The sequence below is a fragment of the Lentzea roselyniae genome (genome assembly GCF_039537795.1).
GTDB lineage: Bacteria > Actinomycetota > Actinomycetes > Mycobacteriales > Pseudonocardiaceae > Lentzea > Lentzea atacamensis.
On sequence record NZ_BAABBE010000005.1, the window covers coordinates 354726 to 379135 of the forward strand.

Annotated in this window: 23 protein-coding genes; 11 read left to right on the top strand and 12 right to left on the bottom strand. The window is 67.8% G+C overall.

Annotated features, from left to right (window positions below):
- The first annotated feature begins 20 nt into the window (after nucleotides 1-20).
- The 3 genes from ABFX45_RS11550 to ABFX45_RS11560 all read left to right on the top strand — a co-directional run bounded on the left by ABFX45_RS11550 (nucleotide 21) and on the right by ABFX45_RS11560 (nucleotide 2261).
- The gene (locus tag ABFX45_RS11550) at nucleotides 21-716 is read left to right on the top strand and encodes a PP2C family protein-serine/threonine phosphatase (RefSeq protein ID WP_109641867.1); all 696 of its coding nucleotides are present in this window, start codon (nucleotides 21-23) and stop codon (nucleotides 714-716) included.
- 68 nt (nucleotides 717-784) lie between these two features.
- Nucleotides 785-1381 (top strand): RNA polymerase sigma factor, encoded by a 597-nt coding sequence (locus ABFX45_RS11555; RefSeq protein ID WP_346129552.1) that lies wholly within the window; start codon nucleotides 785-787, stop codon nucleotides 1379-1381.
- On the top strand, nucleotides 1374-2261 hold the full coding sequence (locus ABFX45_RS11560) for a CU044_5270 family protein (protein WP_346129554.1): 888 nt from the start codon (nucleotides 1374-1376) through the stop codon (nucleotides 2259-2261). The genes ABFX45_RS11555 and ABFX45_RS11560 overlap by 8 nt, the downstream gene beginning before the upstream one ends.
- Before the next feature lie 52 nt (nucleotides 2262-2313).
- On the opposite strand, the gene ABFX45_RS11565 is transcribed toward ABFX45_RS11560, so the two are convergent.
- The 3 genes from ABFX45_RS11565 to ABFX45_RS11575 all read right to left on the bottom strand — a co-directional run bounded on the left by ABFX45_RS11565 (nucleotide 2314) and on the right by ABFX45_RS11575 (nucleotide 6006).
- Nucleotides 2314-4086 carry an alpha/beta hydrolase gene (locus tag ABFX45_RS11565; RefSeq protein WP_346129556.1) on the bottom strand — a complete coding sequence of 591 codons (1773 nt, stop codon included), beginning with the start codon at nucleotides 4084-4086 and terminating at the stop codon, nucleotides 2314-2316.
- Between the two features lie 178 nt (nucleotides 4087-4264).
- Complete coding sequence (locus ABFX45_RS11570) at nucleotides 4265-5149, bottom strand: helix-turn-helix transcriptional regulator (RefSeq protein ID WP_233440249.1); 885 nt, start codon at nucleotides 5147-5149, stop codon at nucleotides 4265-4267.
- A gap of 35 nt (nucleotides 5150-5184) precedes the next feature.
- Nucleotides 5185-6006: an oxidoreductase gene (locus ABFX45_RS11575; protein WP_109641873.1), complete on the bottom strand. Its 822-nt coding sequence runs from the start codon at nucleotides 6004-6006 to the stop codon at nucleotides 5185-5187.
- 91 nt (nucleotides 6007-6097) lie between these two features.
- On the opposite strand from ABFX45_RS11575, the gene ABFX45_RS11580 reads away from it, so the two are divergent.
- Nucleotides 6098-6622 (top strand): TetR/AcrR family transcriptional regulator, encoded by a 525-nt coding sequence (locus tag ABFX45_RS11580; RefSeq protein ID WP_346129560.1) that lies wholly within the window; start codon nucleotides 6098-6100, stop codon nucleotides 6620-6622.
- A 395-nt stretch (nucleotides 6623-7017) separates the two neighbouring features.
- On the opposite strand, the gene ABFX45_RS46845 is transcribed toward ABFX45_RS11580, so the two are convergent.
- Nucleotides 7018-7344 (bottom strand): hypothetical protein, encoded by a 327-nt coding sequence (locus ABFX45_RS46845; protein WP_487047084.1) that lies wholly within the window; start codon nucleotides 7342-7344, stop codon nucleotides 7018-7020.
- Here ABFX45_RS46845 and ABFX45_RS11585 point away from each other — a divergent pair.
- Nucleotides 7318-9048 carry a hypothetical protein gene (locus ABFX45_RS11585; protein ID WP_487047085.1) on the top strand — a complete coding sequence of 577 codons (1731 nt, stop codon included), beginning with the start codon at nucleotides 7318-7320 and terminating at the stop codon, nucleotides 9046-9048. The two genes, ABFX45_RS46845 and ABFX45_RS11585, sit on opposite strands and share 27 nt — an antisense overlap.
- A 1-nt stretch (nucleotide 9049) precedes the next feature.
- Here the strand turns inward: ABFX45_RS11585 and ABFX45_RS11590 are convergent, their stop codons facing one another.
- Complete coding sequence (locus ABFX45_RS11590; protein WP_146231883.1) at nucleotides 9050-10804, bottom strand: hypothetical protein; 1755 nt, start codon at nucleotides 10802-10804, stop codon at nucleotides 9050-9052.
- Between the two features lie 155 nt (nucleotides 10805-10959).
- Between ABFX45_RS11590 and ABFX45_RS11595 the strand changes: the two genes are divergently transcribed.
- Entirely contained in the window at nucleotides 10960-11799 is an 840-nt protein-coding gene (locus ABFX45_RS11595; RefSeq protein WP_346129564.1) for a helix-turn-helix domain-containing protein, read from the top strand.
- A 120-nt stretch (nucleotides 11800-11919) separates the two neighbouring features.
- The gene (locus ABFX45_RS11600) at nucleotides 11920-12102 is read left to right on the top strand and encodes a DUF397 domain-containing protein (RefSeq protein ID WP_346129566.1); all 183 of its coding nucleotides are present in this window, start codon (nucleotides 11920-11922) and stop codon (nucleotides 12100-12102) included.
- An 18-nt stretch (nucleotides 12103-12120) separates the two neighbouring features.
- Here the strand turns inward: ABFX45_RS11600 and cobF are convergent, their stop codons facing one another.
- The 5 genes from cobF to ABFX45_RS11625 form a co-directional block, all read right to left on the bottom strand.
- The gene (gene cobF, locus ABFX45_RS11605; protein ID WP_109642009.1) at nucleotides 12121-12864 is read right to left on the bottom strand and encodes a precorrin-6A synthase (deacetylating); all 744 of its coding nucleotides are present in this window, start codon (nucleotides 12862-12864) and stop codon (nucleotides 12121-12123) included.
- Nucleotides 12865-12957: 93 nt separating this feature from the next.
- Nucleotides 12958-14175, bottom strand: coding sequence for a phenylacetate--CoA ligase family protein (locus tag ABFX45_RS11610; protein WP_346129569.1), 1218 nt, complete (start codon nucleotides 14173-14175; stop codon nucleotides 12958-12960).
- A gap of 1 nt (nucleotide 14176) precedes the next feature.
- Nucleotides 14177-16648, bottom strand: a complete 2472-nt coding sequence (locus ABFX45_RS11615) for an acyl-CoA reductase (RefSeq protein WP_346129571.1) — start codon at nucleotides 16646-16648, stop codon at nucleotides 14177-14179.
- Nucleotides 16645-17784 carry a LuxE/PaaK family acyltransferase gene (locus ABFX45_RS11620; RefSeq protein ID WP_346129573.1) on the bottom strand — a complete coding sequence of 380 codons (1140 nt, stop codon included), beginning with the start codon at nucleotides 17782-17784 and terminating at the stop codon, nucleotides 16645-16647. The genes ABFX45_RS11615 and ABFX45_RS11620 overlap by 4 nt, the downstream gene beginning before the upstream one ends.
- On the bottom strand, nucleotides 17781-18908 hold the full coding sequence (locus ABFX45_RS11625) for a GNAT family N-acetyltransferase (RefSeq protein WP_346129575.1): 1128 nt from the start codon (nucleotides 18906-18908) through the stop codon (nucleotides 17781-17783). The genes ABFX45_RS11620 and ABFX45_RS11625 overlap by 4 nt, the downstream gene beginning before the upstream one ends.
- Nucleotides 18909-19438: 530 nt before the next feature.
- On the opposite strand from ABFX45_RS11625, the gene ABFX45_RS11630 reads away from it, so the two are divergent.
- The gene (locus ABFX45_RS11630) at nucleotides 19439-21046 is read left to right on the top strand and encodes a hypothetical protein (protein ID WP_346129577.1); all 1608 of its coding nucleotides are present in this window, start codon (nucleotides 19439-19441) and stop codon (nucleotides 21044-21046) included.
- Here ABFX45_RS11630 and ABFX45_RS11635 read toward each other — a convergent pair.
- A complete protein-coding gene (locus ABFX45_RS11635; RefSeq protein WP_346129579.1) occupies nucleotides 21018-21665 on the bottom strand; it encodes a peptidylprolyl isomerase in 648 nt (215 codons plus the stop codon). The two genes, ABFX45_RS11630 and ABFX45_RS11635, sit on opposite strands and share 29 nt — an antisense overlap.
- Before the next feature lie 41 nt (nucleotides 21666-21706).
- Nucleotides 21707-22372, bottom strand: a complete 666-nt coding sequence (locus ABFX45_RS11640; RefSeq protein ID WP_346129580.1) for a DUF2306 domain-containing protein — start codon at nucleotides 22370-22372, stop codon at nucleotides 21707-21709.
- 195 nt (nucleotides 22373-22567) lie between these two features.
- Here ABFX45_RS11640 and ABFX45_RS11645 point away from each other — a divergent pair, with 195 nt between their 5' ends.
- Genes ABFX45_RS11645 through ABFX45_RS11655 form a run of 3 tightly spaced genes read left to right on the top strand, consistent with a single transcriptional unit; the run spans nucleotide 22568 to nucleotide 24407 of the window.
- Nucleotides 22568-22807, top strand: a complete 240-nt coding sequence (locus ABFX45_RS11645; RefSeq protein ID WP_146231884.1) for a hypothetical protein — start codon at nucleotides 22568-22570, stop codon at nucleotides 22805-22807.
- Nucleotides 22808-22857: 50 nt separating this feature from the next.
- Nucleotides 22858-23289, top strand: coding sequence for a hypothetical protein (locus tag ABFX45_RS11650; RefSeq protein ID WP_109641894.1), 432 nt, complete (start codon nucleotides 22858-22860; stop codon nucleotides 23287-23289).
- 2 nt (nucleotides 23290-23291) lie between these two features.
- Nucleotides 23292-24407: a C40 family peptidase gene (locus ABFX45_RS11655; RefSeq protein ID WP_346129582.1), complete on the top strand. Its 1116-nt coding sequence runs from the start codon at nucleotides 23292-23294 to the stop codon at nucleotides 24405-24407.
- Nucleotides 24408-24410 lie beyond the last annotated feature (3 nt).

Below are 24410 nucleotides of genomic sequence, written 5' to 3' on the forward strand. Positions count from 1 at the left end.
ACAACTGATCTACTGGATGTATGACACACGAGCTGCGCACCGCCGTGGCGACCGATACCGGCCTCGTGCGTGAGCACAACGAGGACTCGGTCTACGTTCGCCCGGACCTGCAGGCCGTGGCCGACGGCATGGGCGGCCACGAGCACGGCGAGGTCGCGAGCGCCATCGCGGTGAACGTCCTCGCCGCGTGGCGGGGCGATCTCGGCCCCGCGGTGGCCGAGATCGCGCGCAGGCTCGACGCCGAGGCCCCGCAGGGCGCCGGCACGACGCTGACCGCGATGCGCTGGGAGGGCCTCGCGTTCCAGCTCGCGCACATCGGCGACTCGCGCGCGTACCTGTTGCGAGAAGGCGAACTGCGGCAGATCTCCCACGACCACACCATGGTCCAGGCGCTCGTCGACGCCGGCCGGATGACACCGGAAGAAGCTCTCGTGCACCCGCGGCGCGCGTACGTGCTGCGGGCGTTGCAGTCGGGCAACTCGCACGACCCGGACCTGTCGTGGCACCAGGCGCTGATCGGTGACCGGTACCTGTTGTGCAGCGACGGGTTGACGGACTACGCGCATCAGGAGGACATCCACGACATCCTGCTGTCCACTGAGGACGGCACGGAAGCCGCCTGGCAGTTGATCGCGCTGGCCAACGAGAACGGTGGCCCGGACAACATCACGTGCGTGATCACGGACGTCGCGAAGAAGAAGTGGTGGCAGCGCTGACCGTGAACTCGTAACGGGGAACCTGCGAATAACGCGGTGAACAGCCCGTCACGACGAAAGGTCGGTCATTGAGCTCACCGGGGGAGGATGCCGACGATGCGACAGTCATCGAGGCATCGCTGCGAGACCCAGAGCGGTTCGCCGTCATCTTCGACCGGCACGGCCCGCACATCTGTCGATACCTGGAACGCCGGCTGGGCCGGCAGGTCGCCGACGACCTGGTGGCGGAAACGTTCCTGACCGCTCTGGCCAAGCGGTGGCAGTACGACCTGAGCCGGCCGGACGCCCGGCCGTGGTTGTACGGGATCGCCACGAACCTCGTCAGCCGGCACTGGCGGGCCGAGGCGCGTGAGCTCAAGCTGCGTGACCGCGTGCCCGTCGAAGAGCCGGAAGCCGGGCACGCCGAGCGGGTCGCCGAGCAGGTCACCGCGCAGGCGATGGGCAAGCTGCTCGCCACGGCACTGGCCGGGCTCGCCGTCGCCGAACGCGATGTGCTGCTGCTGGTCGCGTGGGAGGGCCTGGCCTACGACGAGGTCGCCGCCGCGCTCGACATCCCGGTGGGCACCGTCCGCTCCCGGCTCAACCGCGCTCGCCGGAAGGTGCAGCGCACGTTGCGCACCGCTGACGACATCGCGACTCCGGAGGAAGCCAACCACCATGGATGAGATCCAGCTGATCCGCAGCATGGTCGCGGAGACCGAACTGCCCAATTCCGATGACCTCTCGCCCGTTCGCGAACGCCTGATCGCCGCAGCCCGTGCCGAGACCGGTCCGGCCGTCGCACGCCGCCGCGGTCGTCGCTTCACGCTCGTCGGCGCGGTCGCGATCGCCGCGGCGATCGCTGCCGTGGTCGTCCTGGCGCCGTTCGGCGGTCCGGCACCCAGTGCCGAGGCTGCCGGAGTGCTGCGCCGTGCGGCTGATGTCGTGCGCGGCCTGCAGGAGGCCGCACCACGAGCCGACCAGTTCGTGTACACGAAGACAGAGCACCCCGACGGCGTCCGGGAAGCCTGGCAGTCGGTGGACGGCACGAGGGACGGCATGGTCCAGAACGACCCGTCGGAGGAGCCCGCCTGGCTGCCCGGCTGCCGCGACGGCAAGGCACAGGCCACAAAGGGCGGCAGGCCGGTTCCCGGCCGGTTCACCGACTGCACGCCGGAGCCCGCGTACCGCCCGGACATGCCCACCGACGTCGCGGCCATGCTCGTGTTCCTCAACCGCAACGGCCTCGACGACCTGGACAGGTCCAGTGCGAACGACCGGCCGGTCAACGGTGAGGACGTGGCTTACCTGCTCCGAGAGAACTACCTGTCGCCGCAGTCCAGGGCCGCGTTGTTCGAAGCCTTGGCTCTCGTCCCCGACCTCACGCTGGAGCAGGACGAACGGGATGCGGCAGGCCGTCGAGGAGTGAAGATCTCGTGGCCGGACACCGATGATCACGGGGGTGGTGACCTGATCCTCGATCCGGAGACCTACACCGTGCTCGGCAGCGAGGACACCGCCGTGCTGGCGAGGGGCGTCGTGGACCAGGTCGGTCAGCGGCCCTGAATGGAAACGGGCCCCGGCACGCCGTGCCGGGGCCCGCAGCTCTACAGGGGTGTTACAGGTTGGCCGGCATGCCCGACTCGTCGGCAGCCGCCGTCGAGGAGCCGCCGAGCAGGTCCTTGACGATCTTGTTGGCTTCCTTGACGGCAGGCGTGATCATCTTGATCTTGATCTTGCCGTTGGTCATCTTGCCGCCGACCTCGAAGGTCTTGTCCTCGTTCGGCAGCGGGAGGCCCTGGCAGCCGGTGAACTGCTTGCGCGGGGTCGCACCGGTCTGGAAGTAGAAGACGATCGGGTCGTCGACGCAGTCCGTGTTGTACGGGAACAGGCCGTGCGAACCCTCGTTGTCAACGCTGATCAGCTTGGCGTTCGGCAGAGCCTTGGCCGTGGCGAGACCACCCTCGTACGCGGTGGCGGCGTCGAGCTCGCTCTGCGCGATCAACAGACGCGGGAACGTCTTCTTGTCCGGCTTCGGCATCGAGTTCTTGGTCGGCCAGTACGCGCACAGCGGCGTGTCCATGAACGGCGCGATGAACGGCGCGTTCACGGTCAGGTCGGCCAGCCAGTACTTCCAGTAATGCAGGTTCTGGTTCCACTGGCCGTCCTGGCAGCGGATCGCCTCGAACGTGGCGTCCCAGGTCTCGACCTCGGCGGCGGCGGTCGTGGACTTGACCGCGACGCGCTCCTTCTTGGCGATCGCGGCGAGCGCGTTGTCCTTGGCCTTGGCGATGAACGCCTTGTTCTCGGCAGTGAGGTCCGGCGTCGTGAGCATCTTGGAGACGATCTGCTCGACCTTCTCCGAGGCGGTGCCCTGCTCCTTCGAGGCGTCGATCACCGAGGCGACGGCGGAGGCGGCCGCGTGGTACTGCGAGGTGTCGTACATCGCCGGGATCACGAACCAGGCGACGAAGAGCTGACCCACGAACTCACGGGTGCCGCCGGCCTTCTCCCAGTTGCGGCGGATCTCCATCGGGTCGGTGCCCTGGCCGTACTTGGCGTCGTTGCGCGCCATGAACGGCAGCAGCGCCTCCTGGAACTGGCGGTCGCGGGTGCGCGGCTGCAGGTCCCAGGTGTTCTCCAGCGTCGACTGCGAGGCGTCGACGGCCGAGTCGAGCAGGAAGCGGTGCGTCTTGCCCGGGAACGTGGCGGCGTACCAGGTGCCGAGCCACGTGCCGTAGGAGTAGCCGATGTAGCTCATCTTCTTCTCGCCGAGCAGGACACGGATGAAGTCCATGTCGTAGGCGGTCTGCTCGGTGGTGATGAACCTGGTCAGCGGGTTCTCGAGGCAGCCGTCGACCTTCGCCTTGTTCAGCACGTTGACGTCGGTGCTGTTCGGAACGGTGTAGCTGCACGTGAGCGGTGTGGAGAGGCCGACACCGCGCGGGTCGAAGCCGATGAAGTCGTACTGGCCGGCGAGCACCGGGGTGCGCAGGGCCATCGCCGCTCCCCACGGCAGGCCGGAGCCACCGGGGCCACCGGGGTTGACCAGCGCGATGCCCTGGCGGCTGGTGCCCTTGTAGGCCGTCTCGGTCTTGGAGACCCGGATGCCGATCGTGTTGCCGTCGGCGGGGTTGTGCCAGTCGCGCGGCACCTGGATGGTGGCGCAGGCGAGGCCCTTGACGGTCTTGAACTTCTTGACCGTCTCCTCAGCCACGCCGGGGAACGTGCACTCTTCCCAGGTGACCTTCTGGGTCGTCAGAGCGCCCGCCAGCTTGGCCGTGTCCGGGTCCTGCTTCGCCGCCGCGCTCGCCGCCGGCGCGAGCACGAGGCTGCTGGCCGCCAGCACCCCCGCCAGCGCGGCGATGCCGCCTCTGAAGTACTTCCTCACGGTGGAGATCCCTTCCTGCCCCCGACACGGCTGGGATCAGCCGTGCCTTCAGAAGGGAGGAAGGGTTTTCAACGCGTTTGACACTCGTGGGTGATGGCAGAAAGTCGCCACGTCTGGAAACTGTCACCAAAGGTGTTCACAGAGTGATGAACACTCTTCGCTCTATCACCCTTCGTGACTAAAGCCAGCCGCGCCGTGACGCCTGCACGCCGAGCTGGAACCGGGTCTGCGCACCCAGCAGCTGCTGCAGCCGACTCACGCGACGGTGCACCGTCCGTTCGCTGACGCCGAGCTCGCGTGCGATCGACTCGTCCGTCAGACCGGCGCTGAGCAGCGCCATCAGCCTGCGCGTGGCCGTCGTCGGCTCCTCGTGGGTGTCTTCCTGACTGCCGGGGGTGATCGACACGGCCATCCGCCAGAACGCCTCGAACAACTCGATGAGGGCACTCAGCAGCACGGACGGGTGAATGAGAAGTGCCACGACGTTCCCTCCGGTGACCGTCGGCACCGCGATCAACGCCCGGTCCGAGTCGGCGATCACGAGCTTGAGCGGCACCCCGGGAAACGCCCGCGCCTGCTCACCCACGGCGATGCTCGCCCGCACAGAGGCGAACCCCGGCTCGGTCTGCAGGAGCGAGGAGTCGTAGACGACCCGGTACCCGACACCGCGGGCCAGCGCCGGAGGCTGCGCGGGACTCGCCTGCGGCTGCGGGCTCAGGTACGAACCGGGGTCGAGTGCCCGGATCTCGGTCTTCGCCTGGCTCTGCATCTCCTCGAACGCGCTGATCACCTCGTCCGCGTCCTTGAGCACCTCGACGAAGTCCTGCGACCCGTGCTCGGCATAGGCCTTCGCCAGCACGTCGGCCGTCTCCCTGGCCCTGATGGCCGCAGCCTCGTAACCGGAGGCGACGGCAGCCAGCGCCGATCGCGGCGGCCGCACCTCACCGTTCTTGATCAGCCCGAGCCGTTCGAGCTCCTCGCGCGCCGCACCGGTTTCGGCGTTGTCCCCCGCCAGCATCGCCAGGTACAGCTTCTCGGCTTCCGGCGACAACCCCTCGTGCACACGTCTCCCCTCGGTACCCAACCGAAGGTACCTGCTCAGACCTTGGCAGCGCGCCGCATCGCTCCGAGGAACAGCGCGTCGAACGCCCGGTCGGACAACACCCTGCGTGCGAAGAGAATCGGCCCGGCACCGAACCCTGCCGCGTACCGCGTGCGCGGCCTGCGTGCCCGCGCCGCCTTGACGATCACGTCCGCGATGACCTTGGGCTCCGACCCGCGATCGGCCTGACCGAAGAACGCGCTCAGCTGCCGGACCTGCTCCTTGTACGCGCCCGCGCCGGACGTCTTGCGCAGGTTGTCGAGCGCGATGTCGGCCCACTCGGTCTTGATCGCACCGGGCTCGATCACCACGACGTCGATGCCGAACGGCTTCAGCTCCAGCCGCAACGAGTCGCTGAGCCCCTCCACCGCGAACTTCGTCGAGTGGTACCACCCGCCGAGCGGCTCGTAGATCTTGCCGCCGATCGACGAGACGTTCACGATCCGGCCGCTCCTCCGCTCCCTCATGTGCGGCACCACCAGCTGCACGAGCCGCGCCAGGCCGAACACGTTGACCTCGAACTGGTACTTGCCCTCGGACAGCGGCACGTCCTCGAACGCGCCGTACGAGCCATAGCCGGCGTTGTTGACGAGGAGGTCGATCCGCCCGGTGTCGGCGATGATCCGCTTGACGCCCTCGACCATCGAGTCGTCGTCGGTGACGTCCATCTCGACCACGCGGATGCCCTGGGCGGCCAATCCCTCCATCCGCTGCACCCGGCGTGCCGCCGCGTACACGACGTAGCCGGCTTTGTGCAGCTCAATCGCGGTGGATTCGCCGATCCCCGACGACGCGCCCGTGACCAGTGCGACCTTCATCGCCCACTCCTAACTAACCAGTTGGTTGCTTTCCTCCAGGCAACCACGACACGGCTCGCGTGTCAACCAACTAGTTGGTTAGACTGCGGCGGTGGTGAGGGACAGGGAAGCGACCAAGGCGAAGCTGCTGGAAGCGGCGCTGGCCGAGTTCGCGAAGCACGGGATCGCCGGTGCGCGAGTTGATCGCATCGCGGCCAAGGCCGGGTGCAACAAGGCGATGATCTACGCCTACTTCGGCAGCAAGGAGGACCTCTTCGACGAGGTGCTCCGGATCCAGATCGCCCGTGTGATCGAAGCCGTTCCCATCACCCCTGACGACCTGCCCGGCTACGCGGGCCGCCTCTTCGACGTCTACCAGCAGCAGCCCGAACTGCTCAGCCTCGCCGGGTACCACCGCCTGGAGAACGGCTTCGAGGCGATCGGCAAGGCCGAGGGTGACGCGCACACCGAGAAGGTCGCCGCCGTCGCCGAGGCTCAGCGTGCCGGCCGTCTGCCCGTGGACTTCGACGCGGAAGAACTCCTCAGCCTCGTTGTCCACATGTCGATACTGGCGTTCTCCACGCCGGTTGCGAACCGTGACCTGGTCGTTCGCTCGGTCGCGAAGCTCCTCGCCTGATAGATAGCCGTAGCATTTATGGGAACCGGGTAAAACTAACTCAAGGTGAACTCGACCTACCCTTGTGTGCCTATGACCTGCTTGTAAGTGTGAGTTCGGCACGGTCATGCACAAATCCGATGTAACGCTGAAAACATCAACCACGACCTGGAGTGCGGCAGGTGTCGGTTGATTGCGAGTTGCATGGAGAGGTTCCAATACTGCGTGGCGGCGAATTCGCAACGTCCGAACGGGTGAACTATGTTCCGGAATCGAGACGCTTGACGGGCGAACTCGCCTGGAAGAGAGCCTGGAGTGGCACACTGGACAGCAAGCCGGAGGCTTTCGGGGGACCTTGCATGACCGTGCGCAATGACGTGGAGGGCGCTGTCCACGGCACAGTCGTGCAGGCTGGATCAATTCAGAATTTGACTGTTTCCCCTGGTGACAGGGAATATCGCGCGATGCAGCTGCCCACGCCGCCGCATGCCTTCGTGGATCGCGTCGACGTGTTGCGCACCCTGGACGAGGCACTGGCAAAACATGAACGCCGTCCAGCTTTGTTCGTGTTGACCGGTATGGCCGGTGTTGGCAAGAGTGCGGCCGCCGCACATTGGGCGCACGTCAACCAGCACCGATTCGACGGTGGTGCCCTGTACGCCGATCTGGACAACCATCGGAACCAACGCGGCGTAGGAATCAGCGACCTCGTCGCCATGTTCCTGCGTGGACTCGGGGTCCACAATTCGTACATCCCGCCCACCACCGCCGAACGGATCGCGCTGTTCCGCAGCCGCACGGCGGACAAGCGGTTTCTGGTGCTGCTCGACGGTGTGGACGAGCCGGCACAGGCGCGTTCCGTGGTGCCGTCGTCCTCGGGCAGCGTCGTCGTGGTGACCAGCAGGCAGCGTCTCGCCGGGCTGACCATCGACGGTGCCGAGTTCGTCGACCTCTCGCCGCTGGGCACGGCCGACAGCGCGAACCTGATGGCCGGGATGATCCCGGCCGGCCGCATCGACGCGGACCGAGGCGCGTTCCAGCACCTGGTGCGGCTCTGCGCGGGGCTCCCGCTGGCGTTGCGCGTCGCCGGTGCCGGGCTGACACACCACAGGAGGTGGTCGGTCGCCCGGTTCGTCGAGCACCTGTCCGATGACCATGAACGGCTGACCAGGCTGGCGTTCGAGGGGGCGGGCGGTTCGGTGGCGCAGATGTTCGACACGGCCTACGCGGATCTCTCGGAGGACGTCCGGCGGCTCTACCGCTGTCTCGGTCTGCATCCCGGCCCGCACTTCTCGGCCGCACTGGCCGCGGCCGCCGCGGACCTTGCGGATCCGGACGAACTGCTCGACGAGTTGTGTGCCGCGAACCTCCTGGAGGAAATCGGTGACGACAGATTCCGGTTCCACCAGCTGATCGCCTTGCACGCGCGAAAGCGGGCGGAAACCGAGCTCTCCGGCGAAGAACGAGCCGAGGTGGTGCGGCGGATCGTCGACTGGTTCGAACTCGGTGCGGCTGCCGCCGATGTCGCCGTGCTGGCCGGCCGATGGCGATTGTCCGAACCGGATCTGAGCGCGTGGCCGGTGCAGTTCGACTCCGCCGCCGCGATGACGTGGCTGAGTGCCGAACGCCCGAATCTGCTCGCCGTCATGCGGACCGCCGCGCAATTCGGCTGGCACGACGCGGCGTGGCGGATGTGCGATTCCCTGTGGGGCTATTACCACAGCTCCAAGCAATACGCGGACTGGATCGACGCGCACCGGCTCGGCATCGACGCCGCGCAATTGAGCGGAAGTCCGCTGGTTGAGGCACATCTGCGCAACCGGCTGGCGCGTGCGCACATAGAGATGCGTGATTTCGCGGCGGCCGCGGAGCAACTCGACGAAGCCGCCGCGCTGCCGTCCGACGAACGCGTCACCGCCGTCCTGATGGAGTCACGCGGGCTGCTGTACCGGGAACAGCACCGCTATCCCGAAGCCGCGGACGTCTTCCGGGAACTCGTGGCGAGACAACGCGAGGCAGGCGACGATCGCGCGTTCGTGCTGCAGTCCTATCAACTGGGCGACGTGCTGGTTCGCGCGGAGCACGCCGAACAGGCGGTGCCGGTGCTCACCGCGGCGCTGCGGATGATGAAGCGTCTGCGCAACGAGGAACTCGTCGAGGCGCGCGTACGTATCGTCCTCGGTGCCGCCTACTGCCGCCTGCGCAAGTACAACGACGCCCGCTCCGAGTTGGAGTCCGCAGTGGAGGTCACGCACGCCCGCCAACAGCCGGTGAAGGAGGCGCAGGCGTTGGAGGAGCTCGTCGGCGTGGCTCAGGCCGCCAGCGACGGAGCCCTGTTCGAGTCCGTGACCCGACGGCTGGCGCGGCTGTACGAGGCCGCGGGAAACCCGCGCAGCGCCGAGGTGCACCGCTGGATCGAGGCGGGGCACCGGCGCGAGGACACGTGACTCAGTTGATCGACTCGACGACGACCGGGTAGGTCTCGTTGCCCATCACCACGCCGAACTCGCCGCACGCCAACGGAGTTCCGTGCGTGCGGCGCCAGTGGAGCACCACCGCGACCACGAACGGATCACCGCGTGCCGTGACGACCTGGTCGTCCCTGAAGTGGAGCAGGACCCGGCCGCTCTCGGTCATGGCGGCGGCCAGTCCGGCCTTCGAGAGCCCCAGCTGCTCGGCGATCTCCGGCATCGCCTCGTCGTCGGGAAGCACCTCGCTGTAGACGATGATCTCGGCGTTGTCCCTGGCGGTGGCGTCGACCTCCAGCTCCGAGACGACGCGCACGGAGTCGGGGAAGTCGGTTTCCTGCAGGAGAATCTCGGGATAGCGCTCAAGGTGCTCGGTGCCGTCGGGCTTCGTCGTGACGACAGCCCGGTGTGATCTCGTCGGTTTTCCTCGTATCGCCTCTGGAGGTTCCACCTCGGTCCCGCGTGGCCTTCCGGTGAGCGGAGGCAGATCCATCAGGCCGCGCAGCGCGTTCGCGGCGGCCTTGAGCCCTTCCCCCGGCAGCTCGAACAACCTGTCGGTGTGGTGCTTCCACCGGCCCGGCACGTGGCCGCGCAACGCGTCGTCCACCCGCTCCCGCAACGACGTCTTGCCGAGGCGGGGCAGCTCCGCGTGCAATGCGGCGAGCGGCGACTCCTCGTCGAGCTCAGCGCTGCCGCAGGCCGCGATCAGCACCGGCAGGTCCATCGCGACCGCGTACGCCGTGCAGGAGCCGTGATCGCCCACGACGAGATCGGCGGCCAGTAGCGCGGCCTGCCAGCGGGTGTGGTCGATGATCAGCAGTCCGGAGTCGAGCTCGTCGCGCAGTTCCACGCGGAGCTCGAAGGGGCTGTCGCCGTACCAGATGTTCGGGTGCATGATGAGTGCGACTGCGTACTCGTCCGACGGCAGGTCCGCGACGAGGCTGGTGATGATCTTCTTCTGCGTGCGGAACGTCGACCGCTGCCCCCAGGTCGAGGAGACCACGATCAGCTTGCGCTTGCCGATGCCGAGCAGTCGCCGGCAGCGCCGCCGGTGCTGCCGGTTTGCGATGAGCTTGTCCCGCACGAGATCGCCGATCACGATCTCGCGACCGCGGGCTTCCGGACACAGACGGGTGCTTTGCTCGGAACAGGAAATGCCGATGAGGGCGGGGAAGACCTCACCGGCGTGGGTTAGCTCGTACGCCGACAGCCCGGCCGCGCCAGGCCTGCCGCCAGTGGAGATCAGGCGCTTGCGGTTGTAGCCGACGCCGTGCGGTACCACGAAGAGGTTGCCGGACAACTCGCACAGCTCGGCGAGCTGCTGGTCGACGTGTGCCGCGAAAATCCCGTCCCAGTAGAGCTGCTTCGCCTCCTCCCACTCGATCTGTTCCGCACCCAGGGCGCGCAGCTTGGTGGTCACCTCTCTCGCGAACTTGCTGCCGACGTCCAGCACGAACTTGATCGCGAGGCTCACGCCCTCCCCGACGACCTCCAGCAGTTCGAAGACTCTGTCCATTGAGGTGTGGGTGCGGATCACGACGAGCAGGTAGCGGTCGATCCGGCGAGTTTCCTTCTCGTAGTCGCGCCCCACTCGGTGTCGCCACCTGATCGGAGGTGGTGGTGTGAGGGGGAGGAACGGCGGCTTGATCAGCGCTGAGAACGCGCGCATGCCGTCGAGGAGCCGCTGCCACCAGGGGCGGCGCTCCTTCAGGGCTGGGTCTCGCCTTGCGATCACGGCCTCGTTCCACTTTCGAGAAGGCGGCTGGCCGCCTAATGTCCCTGTGGCGAGCCGCGAGCTGGCCGACAGTGAGATGGCGAAAAGCTACGTCGCAGATGGACACCGCGCAACCCCACGAGGAGAAGAAGATGACAGTCCCTGAGCACAACCCGGTGGTCCAGCAGCGGCGGCTGCGTGCGGAGCTGCGGAAGGCCAGGGACCAGGCAGAACTGACCCAGGCCCAGGTCGCGGAAGAGATGGATTGGTCGGTCTCGAAGGTCATTCGGATCGAGACGGGTGCGGTCGGGCTCTCCATCACCGATCTACGGGCGCTGCTCCAGCTCTACGGGGTGGTCGACCGGGCCGCGGTCAACGAGCTGGTGGAGGTCGGCAAGGCGAGCCGCAAGCGTGCGTGGTGGGACAGCTACCGAGAGCTGGTCGGCGATGTGGTGGCCAGGTTCATAGGGCTCGAGTCGTCGGCGTCCCTGGTACGGCAGTACGACAGCGGTGTCCTGCCTGGTCTGCTGCAGACCCCGGGCTACGCGCGCGCCACGCTTTCGCCGTTCAACACCGATCAGGAGGTCATCGACAAGAAGGTCGAGTTCCGGGGAAAACGGCAGGAAATACTCAAGCCGCACTACCGCGTGAAATTCCACTTCGTCCTGGAAGAGACGGTGCTGCGCCGGGTGGTGGGTGGACCGGCGGTGATGAAGGAACAGCTCGAATGGCTGCGGGAATTGCGCCGCCAGCCGAACATTTCCATCAAGATGATTCCGTTCTCAGTGGGCGTGCACGTCGGTGTCGGCCTGGGTTCCTTCGTCGTGCTGGAGTTTCCCGGTGATGAACAGGACCACATCGCGGCGGTGGAACACAGTGGCGTCGGTGTGAGTTTGCAGGACGATCCGGAGCAGGTCAGCAAGTACGTCGAGGCGTTCCTCCAGCTTGAGGACCTGGCAGGCACTCCGGACGAGCTGGACTCCCTGATCGACACCCTGATCCGAGAGCTTCAGTGAATTCTGACCGATCGGAACAAGTGGATCGGAGTAGCGTCGATCCCTCGGTCGGAGGTAGAGCGCCCGCGAATCACCCGGATACGCTGGATGCGATCTTGTTGCTTCGGTCGAGGGGGCTCGATGGCGGACGAGAAACCGGTGTGGCGGAGGAGTTCGCACTGCGATCCGCTCAACTGCGTCGAGTTGACGTTTGTCGGCGACTCGGTGTGGGTGCGCGACAGTTTCGACCGGGATGGACAAATACTGGCCATCCGGGTCAAAAACTGGACGCACTTTTTGCGGCACGTGCGCCGGCTGCCTTGACCGGCCGGCAGGCCTCGATCAGGTCCTGCGCAGCAGGTAGGTGTCCATGATCCAGCCCTTGCGCGCACGGGCCTCGTCCCGCGCCGCCCGGATCTGCGAGGCCACGTCCCCGACCCGCCCGGAGATCAGGATCTCGTCCGGCATCCCCAGGTAAGCACCCCAGTAGATCCACGTGTCGGGATCCACACCCTCGAACGAGTACGACGCGTCCAGCATCACCGCCACGTCGTCCACATCGGAGGGCCAGCCGGCCGCCAGCCGCCGCCCGGTGGTGATCTGCACGGGCTTGCCGACCTGGTTCAGCGACACCTTGTGCCCTGCCGTCAGCGCCGCCACCGACGTGACGCCCGGGATCACCTCGACCTCGAACGACTCACCGCGGCCCAGCAGGTCGTCGAGGATCGCCAGCGTCGAGTCGTACAACGACGGGTCGCCCCACACCAGGAACGCGCCCACCTCGTCGGCGCCCAGTGACGACAGCAGCTCCAGGCACACATCGGCCCGTGCGCGCCGCCAGTCGTCCACCGCCTGCACGTAGTCCGTGGCGGTGCGGTCGCGCTCCGGATCGCGGCCCTCGAGCCAGCGGTACGGGCGCGTCACGTGCGCTTCGAGGATTGACGCGCGCAGGTCGACGAGCTCCTGCTTCACCGTGCCCTTGTCCAGGACGAAGAACACGTCGACGGTCTGCAACGCCTTGACGGCCTGCACCGTCAGGTGGTCGGGGTTGCCCGCGCCGATACCGATGACCAGGATCTTTCGCACGGGCCACACCCTAATCCCACGGCGCGGGGCTCTACCCGCGCATGCCGGGATCGCGGGCCGGCGCGCGTCAGCGCCGTCCGGCCGGCTGAGCGGTCAGCAGGGGCGTTCGTCGATCAGCCGCAGGGTCTTCCCGCTGCGGGGGTTGACCTCGAGCGCCCCCACCCACTCGACTTCCAGCGGTGCCACGGTTCCGCGTCCTGCCTGGAGCTCGAACCGCGGGCTGATCACGTGCACCTGAGCGCGGACGGCCTCGAAGTCCTGCACCTCACCGGCGATCCGCAGCACCAGCTGGTCCCGCGCGTCGACCCGCCGGATCACGACCTGAACACCGTTGTGCACCACGCCGGCACGGTCGACCGCGGCGCGCAGGTGGTCGAGGTGCAGGGTCACCGGACCGATGCGGGCACCCTCGTCCGCGCGCCCGAGCAGCCGGAAGATCCCGTCCTCCCGGTCGACCCACTCGGCCAGGTCGCCGACGGGGTAGCGGATCATCGGCTGCAGCCGTCGTGTCAGGTCGGTCTGCAGCAACCGGCCCGGCCTGCCCGGTGACGTGATCGGCCTGCCGGTCTCGGTGTCGACGATCTCCGGCACCGAGCTGTCCACAAAGGATCGGAACACGCGCGGGTCGTCGGAGCCCAGCACGGCGGTGCCGATGATGCCACCGTCCACGCTGCCGTAGACGAACGACCGGAACTCGGCGTTGGGGAACGCCTCGGCCAGCAGAGCCCGCTGGTCGTCGTACAACGCCTCGCCGCTGAACAGGATCAGCCGCACCAGCGGCAACGCGCCGGTCTCCGCGACCACGTGCGCCGCCAACCGGCACAACGTCGTCGGGAAGCCCGCCACGACGTTCGCGTCGAAGTCCTGCATCGTCGTCAGCGTGAACTCGACGGGCGCGCTGCCGGTGACCGGCAGCTGCACCAGGTCGATCGGCGACCGCTGCAGCGAGTTCAGCGCGAAGATGAAGCTGGAGTACAGCTCACCGGCCGCGAACAGGTTCGCGACGCGGTCGCCGTGCCGCAGTCCCGCCGCAGGGAGTGTTTCCGCGTACGTGCGGCACATCGCGTCCCATTCCCCGTTGGTGTAGAAGGACACCCGAGGAGCCTTGGTGGTGCCGCCGGTCTTGAAGATCAGCCCGTCGGTGTGCGCGCGGGTCAGCACCTGGTTGTCCCGGATGGTGTTCGCGGCCCAGAACGCGGCCTGGTCGACCACCGGCAGGTCGGTCAGCTCGGTGCCTTCGATGCCGTCGTACAGCTCCCGGTAGAACGGGGAGTGCGTGCGGGCGTAGCAAATGAGGTCGAGCACGGACATGTCACACGCTCCTGCTGGTGCGCTGGTCGACGACCGCGATCAACTTGCCGCTGCTCTTCGTGCGCGCGAAGTCCGCGAGAGGAACGTTCTCGACGCGCACGGCCAGCAGCGCGTCCTGTTCCACCGCTTCAGCGACCTCGGCGTAGCGGGAGAGCAGCGTGCTGCGGACGGTGGCGAGGTCCGGAGCGCGGCCGTGTTCCAGTCGTACCAACAGTTCCTCGCCCGACGAGTCCTCGTTCAGCTCGATCTGCAACGCGCCGGAGTAGTTGTGCTCGTCCTCGAGGACCGTGAGGAAGCGGCGGTAGTTCAACGTCTGCGCGGCGGCCCTGAACACGTCACCGGTGCGCCCGAGCAGCTCGAACCGCGGCGTACGGCGGCCGCACGGGCAGTCGCCGGGGATCCAGCGGCCGAGGTCGCCGATCTCGTAGCGCTCCAGCCGCTGCCCGCGCCGGGTGTGCGTGGTGAAGACGAGCCTGCCGGGTTCGGAACCGCGCACCGGCCGGTCCGACTCGGGGTCGAGGATCTCCAGCGTGTGCAGGCCGGTGAACAGGTGGTGCACCTTGCCTTCCGAGGCCTGGCACTGGTAGCCGACCGGGCCGGCGTCGACCGTGGCGTAGGCCGCCGAGCGGATCGTCTCGACACCGAACTCGTCGCGCAGCCGTGCGATGGCCTGCGCGCCGAAGTGCTCGCCCGCGTAGAAGATCTTGCGGATGCCGCCGTACTCCTTCAGCTTCTGGCCGTGCTCGGCGAAGAGCCGTTGCACGAACGAAGGCGCGGTCAGCAGCGTGTCGACCCGGTTGTCCACAATGGCCTGGGCGATCGCGTCGAGCTGGCCCCACTCGCCGCCCATCGGGAACTGCACGGCGTTCATCCGCTCCAGCGCGGAGAAGAAGCTGACGAAGCTCGCGTACATGTGCCCGTTGAAGAACAGGTTCATGATCCGGTCGTGCCGCGGGTCGAGCCCGGTGGCGAGCAACGCCTCGGCGCCGACCCACATCTGCTCGTCCCAGTCGGCCCAAGTGTAGGCGGACAGCTTGGGTGCACCCGAGCTGCCGCCGCTGCGGAAGTACACGTCCGCCGGCCGGTCCTGCAGCGTCTCGAAGTCGGACTTCAACGTCACGGAGACCTGAGGGACGGGCAGCTGGCGCGACTCGGTCAGGTCGTCCAGGGAGGCGTCCGCGGTGAACCTGTCGTCGAGCTGCACCGACACCCGGTTGCTGTAGCGCTGCAACGCGTACACGCCGTCGTGCGGCTCACCGCTGTAGCCGCCGAGCATCGAGCCGGGCGTGGTGATCCGCTGCACGCCGACCGAGACGAACGCACGGGCCAGTGCAGCCGTGTCCGGGCGATCCGCCGCGAGCCCTACGGTCTGCAGGTAGCGGCGCATCCGCCGCAGCACGGAGGTGATCTCCTTGCGCGGCAGCGGCTTCACCCACACCGTTCGGTACAGCGGCGAGGTGCGCAACGCCGGGCGCACGTCGGCCAGCACCCGCCAGTGCTCGCCGGTGTGCACCTTCGTGAGCCCGAGGTGCTCTTCCAGCTGTGCGACGACCACGATGTTCGTGATCTCCGCCCATTCGGCCCGCGACGGCTCGCGGGTCGGCGGCCCGGTCAGCTCCAGCACGGTCGCGAACCGCTCGGCGAACGCGAACACCTGCGCCGGGTCCTCGGTGTCGAGGTAGATCACCTGCGGACTGGAGCACGCCTGCTGCTCCAGCTGGCACACGTCCGCCGCCAGCGCGTGCAAAGTGTCCACATCGGACCAGGAATCGCGGGTCAGGTAGGCGAAGGACAGCTTCGGGCCCCAGTCGATCACCCGCGTGCCCGGCCCGGCCAGCTCGGTGACGCCGGTGACCGCTTCCTCACCGCCCCAGACGGCGACGGCGTCGGCCGCGCCGATCACCTTCGTCATCCACGCGGTGTTCGCCGACGAGAAGCGCAGCACGATCAGGCGAGCGGCGATCTGGCCGGTGTGGTCGTGCGAGGCCAGCGCGGCGAGGACCTCGGCGGTGAAGCCGGAGTCGTCCGAAGCGACCTTGATGACGTTGAGGTTGCCCGACAGCAGGCCCTCGACGGCGCTCAGCACGCCGGCCGCGGGCGCGTTGCCCGCCGTGACGTGGGCGAGCAGCCCGAGCGGCACCCAGGCCTCGTACGTGGGCGTGCGGAAGTCGAACCGCACCATCCGCGCCGGGTCGAGGTTGCCGAGCTCGCGCCTGAGCTTGCGTTCCAGCTCGGGGCGGCTCAGCGCGTGCCGCAACGCGTCCAGGGTGTCGTCGATCTCCTGCTCGTCGAGTCCCCACGCGACCAGCGCGGCGCGGTGGTTCTCCAGCACGAGCTTCTCGGCCGCGGCGAGCACCACGAGCGGGCTCAGCCGCGGGCCGGTGATGACCTGCTGGGTGCGGTCCTCCAGGGTGTCGAGCCTGAGTGCGACCGAGTCGTCGCCGACCCACTCGCCTTGCCAGAAGTGCCTCATGACTTGCCTTTCAGGAGCTCTGCGGCTGCGATGGCGCAGGAACGGTTGCGGGAGACGCCGGCGCGGCCGAGGATCTCGAACCACGGGGTCTCGTTGCCGCAGCCGCACTCCTCAGGTGCGTGCAGCGCGGCGAGATCACCCATCAGCACGCTCTGCGCGGGTGCCGAGGTGATGTACGGGGAGACGAACTGGATGTAGCCGGATTCGCCGTGTGGCAACGGTTCCAGCGTCCGGACGTCCCTGATGATCGCGCGTGACCAGGTGGGCACGTGCAGGTTGTGGTGCGCGCATTCGACGTACGGCACCGAGTGCTCGACCGAGCCGTAGCTGTCGCGGATCCGCTCGTCCGGGATGCCGAGCATCCCGGTGACCTTGGCACGCAGCTCGTGCTTGCCGATCTGCTTGTCCGCGTTGCCCTTCCAGCCGCCGCCGAACCACACCAGCGAGCGCTCGTTCAGCCGCAGCGGCTCGATGCCCATGGCGCGCATGCGGTCGATGGTGAAGCTGAGGAACGCGGGGAACCCGAAGATCCGCACCGGCAGGCCGTCGTCGGCGAAGCGCTGCAACGCCCGGATGCAGCCGAACGCGTCGAACTCGTGGCCGGTGCCGGTGTGTGCGAGGCCGTAGCCGACCGAGCGCACGGGCGCGAAGTCGGTCATGAACTGCCCGGTGAACGAGCTGCCGAGCTTGACGGAAGGCGTCGGCTGGTTGAGGTTGATCAGGTAGTGCACCGGCTCGGTGTCGTCGATGAACCCGTGGTGGTCGTAGATCCGCGCGACCATCCGCTGGCCGGCGCGCAACGTCCAGGCGTCCCAGAACATCTGCGACTTCTGCCCGGTCGTGCCGGATGACGTCGCGTGCACGACGACCTCGTCGCGCGGCACCGACAGCACCTCGTGCAGCTTGAAGAAGTTCGCGTGCACGTACGGCTGTTCGGTGATGTCCTTGACGGGCTTGCCGTTCCACAGGCTGCGGAAGAACTCGTTGCGTTCGGCGTGCCACCGGTTCGACTCGTTCATGGCTTCAAGGAACAGGTCCTGGTCGCTGTGGTCGTACGGCGCCGCGATGTCGCAGAGCGCTTGGACGGCACCGAGCGAGGGATCCGGCACCGTTGCCGGTCCGAGGTGCGGGTTCATGCGTGAAACACTCCGTTGGTGTTGAGGAACTTCTGCGTCCACAGCTCGATGTACTGCTCGGTGAAGGGCCGGAACGCCTCGTCGATCGTGAGCCCGCGGAAGTCGGGCGGCTGCGGCGTGTGCACCATGACCACGTAGTCGTGGTAGTGGTCGCCGTCCTTGCGCATCGCCGGGTAGAGCGCCACCGGCAGGAAGCCGAACGCCAGCAACGCGCTCAGCTCGTCGAACTCGTGCAGCGGCACCAGCGTCTCGACGTGCGGCGCGCCCAGTCCGGCCAGCGCGTCGATCACGCCGCCGAGGTGCGGGATGATCATCTGCGGATCGGGTGTGGCGCCGAAGATCGTGCAATAGCCGTCGTGCCGGTTGAGGTGGCCGTAGATCTGGTACGCGCCGTGCTCGTCCGCCAGCAGGACGTTCGGTCTGTGCAAGGGGTAGAACCTGCGCGCGGGGTCGTTGATGGTGCGCTCGAAGTGCCGCTGCACGAACTGCGGTGCCTCGATGATCTCCAGCCGCGACTGTTCGGTGCCGGGGGACTCGGCGTCCTCGACGAACTCCGGGAGCGTCGGCAGCCCGATCGTCGCGTGCGCGGCCGTGACGAGCTTCTCCAGGCCCTTGGGCACCTTGTGCACCTCTGCCCGGCGGCCGAGCACCCCGTCGCGGTGCCTGGCCAGCAATGCCATGGTCTCCCGCCTGGCGTGCTTGAAGAGGTTCGGCACCAGGCCGAGCGCGTGAAAACCGTTGCGCAGACACACCCTCTGCGGCGCGATGTGCACGGTGCGAGCGGTGCCGTAGACCGAGTCGATCTCACGGGTCGCGAGCATCCGGCCGGTGATCTGCCCGACGGCGTGGTGCGCGATACCGCCGCCCTGCGCTTCGGGGTCCACCACCAGCCCGGCGATCTTGCCCAGCCGGTCCTGGGCCTCGACGTGCCCGGTGATCGAGGCGACGACCCTGTTGTCGTTGCGCCACACCAGCCACGTGGTGTGCGCGGCCTCGATCTCCGCCGCCATGACCTCGGGGTCGGTGCCCATCGCGATGGGGTAGTTCGCGCCGTGCGCCCGCCGGTACAGCCTGAGCAGGTCGTCGATGTCGTCGAGTCGAGCCGGCTCGAACTCGGGTGCCACTGCGGTGTCTCCTTCGTCTTCCGTTTCGGGCGCACACGAAACAGGCCGGTGCTGAGGACCGGCTTCTCGGCAATGCGGGGGTTTGACCGATTTCCAGGCTACTGGCCGGTACTACCGCCGTTCAGGTGAGGGAACCGTGCTAGCAGCGGAATTGATTCCTGATGGCGAGCGGGATCACACGAATTATCAAGTCCGACCTAACTTCAAATGGCCCTGTTGCGCCTTCTGGGGGAGTCTTGGCTGGTTGAAAGCTTGATCACCGCTGTGACCGGCGTCGCTTTCCCGGTTCCTTCAAACGTTTTCAGCTTCTTGTCCGGCCTCTGTTCCTTTCTGTCATGTGTCAAAAGCGGTGTGCTTTTTTCGTGCTCCCGCATCGCTCCCTGGCAAAGGGAGAAACGGGAGACGGGTGTTGACGACGGTCTGAGCGCACTCGAAGCTGTTCGCGGTGCGTGCGACAGGGGGAGGGAAACCCGTTGGAGTTGGCGGAGTTACCGGAGCGGGCTCGGCAGGTGTTCCTCAGGTTGTGCTGCATGGAGGAGAGCGATCGGCTCACGCACTTCCTCCGCGACGCCGACGACGGCCTGGCCGTGCTGTCCGAGCACGGGCTGATCACGTTGGCCGGCCGGCGGGTGCACCTGGATCCCGGCGCGGTGGTCGCCGGCCGGGCGATGGTGAGTCCCGAGCTCGCGCGGTCGGTGGACGAGGAGCTCGCCGCGCACTGGACCGCCTCCCTCGACGTCGCCCGCGACAAGGGGCAGGCCGACCTGATCGTGACCGCCGCGATCGGTGCCGCCCCCTACCTGCACCGGCTCGGACGCTGGGACGACCTGGCACGGATGTGCGGCACCGCGCTGGCCCACGACCGCGAACGCGGCCTGGCGCTGAGTCGTGAGGTGCTGGCGGAGGCGGTGGCGACGGAGAACTTCCTCGTGGCCTCGTGGGCAGCCCGCGATGTCAGCGAAGCGCTGCGGGCGGACGGCAGGCTGGACGACGCGCGGGAGCTGGCACGGCAGGCGAGTGAGCACACGGAGAGGGCCGGGCTCGGGCCGTGGTCCCGCGCCGCGGCCAGGGTGCGGGAGCTGCGGATCCGGTCAGACCAGGGCGATGACCGCGCCGTGCTGGACGAGGTGCGGCAGCTGCTCGCTGCGCTGCCGGAGACGTCCGGCGAAGAGGAGAACACGACTTACACGCACGCGCGCGGAATGGTGCTGGAACTCGGCATGAACGCCGCCGCCGGGATCGGTGACCAGACCACCAGCCTGGACTTCACCGAACAGATCCTCGCCGGCATGCTGGCCGCGAACGCGCCGGAGGCTGACCTGGCCAGGGCCAGGTACGTACTGGGCGGCCGGCTGGTGGCGCTGGGCAGGGACGACGAGGCGCGCGAGCCGCTGGAGTGGTGCCGGGCGTTCTGCGCCGAGCACGGCGACATCGGCTTGCTGGTCCAGGTGATCGCCGTCCTGATGGAGATCGAGGACCGCGCGGGCAACCACGCCAGGGCCATCGAGCTCACCGCCGACGCGCTGCGGCTCGCGTACCTGATGGGCGACCCGCACCTGATCAGTCTGCGGCACCACGACTTCGCGGTGTTGCTGGGCCGCGTGGAGACGGCGTCGCCGAAGGTGCTGGCGCACTACCTGGCGTCGATCTTCGTCGCGATCCGGACGGACGCCCCCAACGTGGCCACCGAGATCGAGATGCTGGCCTGGTACGCCTTCGCGCACGGCCTGCCGCCCCGCATGGAGCTGTCCGAGTACATCGCCCTGGCCGAGCAGACCGAAGGCGTGCGGCTGGGCGAACTGCTCTCCGCCCTGCCGCAACGCCTGCCCGACGAACTGCAGGTGGCCGACCGCGCGATGACGCGGGCGGGCCAGATCATGCAGGACTGGAGCCCGTTCCTGACCGCGGTGGTGCTGCGCGCCGTCGGGGACGACCGGCCGGGGGTGGACGAGAACCTGGAGATCGGGTTCACCGGCCTGGAACAGAGCGCGGGCACGGGGCCGCTGGTGACTGCGCTGCGCCGTGTCCTGGCCGGTGAACGAGGCCCAGAGCTGTTGGACGGTCTGGGTTTGCTGCCGTACGGGCTCGTGTCGAAGGCGCTCGACGCGATCAGTGAGCAAGAACGTGCAGGATCCTGACCGGCTTCTTCGGCGCGCCGTCGAGCGTCCCGTCCGGCTGGGGCACGATCCCCGCCTTGACGATCCGGTCCAGCGTGTCCATGCCATGGGTCACGTGCCCCATCACCGTGTACACGGGCCGGATGTTGGCGAACGAGTGGACGATGAAGAACTCGCTGCCGTTCGTGCCGGGCCCCTGGTTGCCGTACGCGATGGTGCCGCGCGGGTAGGTCTCCTTGCCGGTGACCTCGTCGGCGAACCGGTAGCCGGGCCCGCCCTCCTCGGCGCGGTAGATGTCGCCGCACTGCAGGACGCCGAGGCGCGCGGTGTCGGTCAGCCGCCAGCACCGGGTCATCGTGTAGAACCAGCTGCGGGCCAGGTGCGCGAAGTTCTCCACGCCGCACGGGGCGTTGGCCCGGTCGAGTTTCGCGATCACCACGCCGTAGTTGGTCACGATGGTGACCTTCATGGTGCCCTTCGCGGGCACCGTGGCCGGCGGCGGCTGGACCGGACGGGCCGCCGGGTTCTCCGGGGTCGGGATGAACTCGCACTTCGCGGTCGGTGGTCCGGAAATCGGCTCGGCCTGGGCCGTGGCGGGTGCCAGCACGGCCATCATCAACACAGCGAGCAGTAGCCTCATGAATGCCGACCGTAGTCGCGGTGATTCCCCTTGTCAGCTGCTCACACGCTGACCGGTTCGCGCTGCTCGACCGCCACAGCCGTCTTCCGCCGGGGCTTGCGCTCCAGCCACCACTGCGAGATCAGCAACGGCACCACCCACCCGGTCCACGTCGCGATCCCGGAGATCGTGTTCGGCAGCTCCGCCTCCGGCACCCGGTCCGCCAGCGCCATGAACGCGAGCACGCCCCAGATCCGGTTGGTGATGATCGAGACGGTCAGGGTGAAGCTGCGGATCATCCACTTGCGGTGGTCGCGGAACTGCCGCCGCCGCGCCGCGCGCCAGGCCAGCCACGTGAAGAGCAGCCACAGCACGGCCAGGATCACGTTGCTGACCATCGCGACCGGGCCGAACGGCGTCATCCAGCCGATGACCAAGCCGGACAGCCCGGCAGGAAGCACACCGGCCCACACGTAGATGCGACCGACACGACGGTGCCATGCGGGGAAACGGCCGCGGAACCACGGCCAGATCTGCACCACGCACGTGATGATGGCGATGGACGCGAAGACGACGTGCACCACCAGCAGGGGGTAGTGCGGTCCCCAGTCCGACTGCACACGCGCCGATGCACGGTCACCGGTCAGATACGGCGGTAGCGAGAACGCTACGAACGCCACCACCACGAAGGCCAACGGGCCCACCCAAGGCTTGCGCAACCACGTCATGGCACCACCATCGCGAGTGGCGCTTACCGATCGCGCACCGCTCGCTGACGTCCCACAAACCGCTGCTGAACGCGTCAACCAGGTACTTCGGCAGGTGTTGGAACGCGGTGTGTGCAGGCCTTCTGACACCTCGCTGACACCTGACGGGGTGTAGCTGTCAGGTCGCTGTGAGCGCAGTTCAGCAATGTCAGCGCCATGAAGCCGACCAGCCAGATCGCCGCCGCGGTGCGGACGCTCCCGAGCAGCCACCCGGCGCCGGACGCCCGAGCCGCGTCCTGCGGCGGACGTGCCCGCCACGGCCGGGCCGAGCGGCTTCATCGCGCCGGGAACGCCCGGCAACCACTGGGGAACTTGGCTCAAGCGCCCGGCTGCCGCCCGGCCGCAGTCGAGCGACTGCTGAGGGGGCGCGCCGTGACCGGCTACATCACCGACTGACTTTTCCGCCCTGCGTCAAAGGCTTTCGCAAAAACCGTTGAGGGAGAAGCATGTTCAGCAAGATCGCCAGCGCACTCGGTGCCGCCGTCATCGTCGGTGGCGCGCTGCTCGGGCTCACCGCGCCCGCACAGGCAGAGTCGGCGCCGGGGTGCGGCGCGGTGACCCAGATCGGGTCGACCGCGTACATCAAGAGCGGCAGCACCACCATCGGCTCGGTCAAGCAGTTCAAGGGCTGCAACAAGAACTGGGCCTACACCTACGTGTGGGAGGGCTTCCGCTCCTCGCACTCGAACTGGGAGGTCTGCGTCTCCGTCGCCACCGGCGCGAGCGCTCCCTACTCGCTCGAAGGCCTGCAGTGCCACGGCAAGAAGGCCGACAACTGGTCGTCGGGCACGAACACGCTGAACGTGTGCACCCACGCCGTCGGCAACATCAAGTGGGGCGGCAACACGCCCACGGCCCGCACGAGCGTCCGTTGCTGAACATGAAGAAGACCGTTCTCACGGCGATCGCAGCCCTGTCCGTGCTGGCGCCTCTGATGAGCGCCGGCACCGCGCAGGCGGACGTCCGCTCGTTCACCGCCACGACCACCCTCGACGGCCGCACCGTCAAGGACCCCGACGTGCCGGTCGGCAAGAAGCGCGTCGCCGACATGTACGCCAAGGGGCAGAAGGTCAACGTCGTCTGCCAGGGCACCGGTCCGGACTACGGCGGCAAGAAGATCTGGGACCTCACCACCGAAGGACTGTGGATCCCCGACGGCTACACCAGCAACCCCTCGGACACGATGGTGCTGCCGAAGTGCGCCACCTCGAAGTCCTTCCCCGCCAAGGTCGACCTCAACGGCCGCAAGAACAAGGGCGACGCCGCAACCGCACCCGGTTCGGTCGTCGACAAGTACGAGGCGGGACAACAGGTTCCGGTCAAGTGCCAGGCGCAAGCCGAGAACGGCACGATCTGGGACCTCACCACTGACAACCTTTGGGTGCCGGACCACTACGTCAAGACCGGAACCGAAGGTTACGTGCAGGGTCTGGCGCGTTGCGACACCGACGGCATCGAACCGGGCGAGCAGCCGCCCGGCAACGCCGTCCACGGTCGTAGCAACGGCCCGGCGGGCCCGACCACGGGCACCAACGCGGAGAAGGTCCAGCGCGTGCTGGACATCGCGAAGGCGCAGATCGGCAAGGGTTATCTCTACTCATGGGGCGCGGGTGGCAAGGGCGGTGCGTCGTACGGCGTCCACCACTACCCGGACAACGACCCGTCGCAGGGTGACGACTACAACCGCCTCGGCTTCGACTGCTCCGGTCTGACGCTCTACGCCTTCTGGAAGGGCGCGGGCATGGACATCGGTGCGTGGACCGGTGCGCAGAACACCAAGGGCCGCGCGGTGGCGATCGCCGACCGCAAGCCGGGCGACCTCGTCTTCTGGGGTCGTTCGGACAACGACTCGGACGTCACCACGCACGTCGCCATCTACCTGGGCGACAACAGGATTCTGGAAGCCGCGCCGCCGCGTGACGGCAAGAGCATCCGGATCAGCGATCTGAACAGTCACGGAACGCCGTATTCGAAGGTCCGCCGGATCTTCGGGTGAACG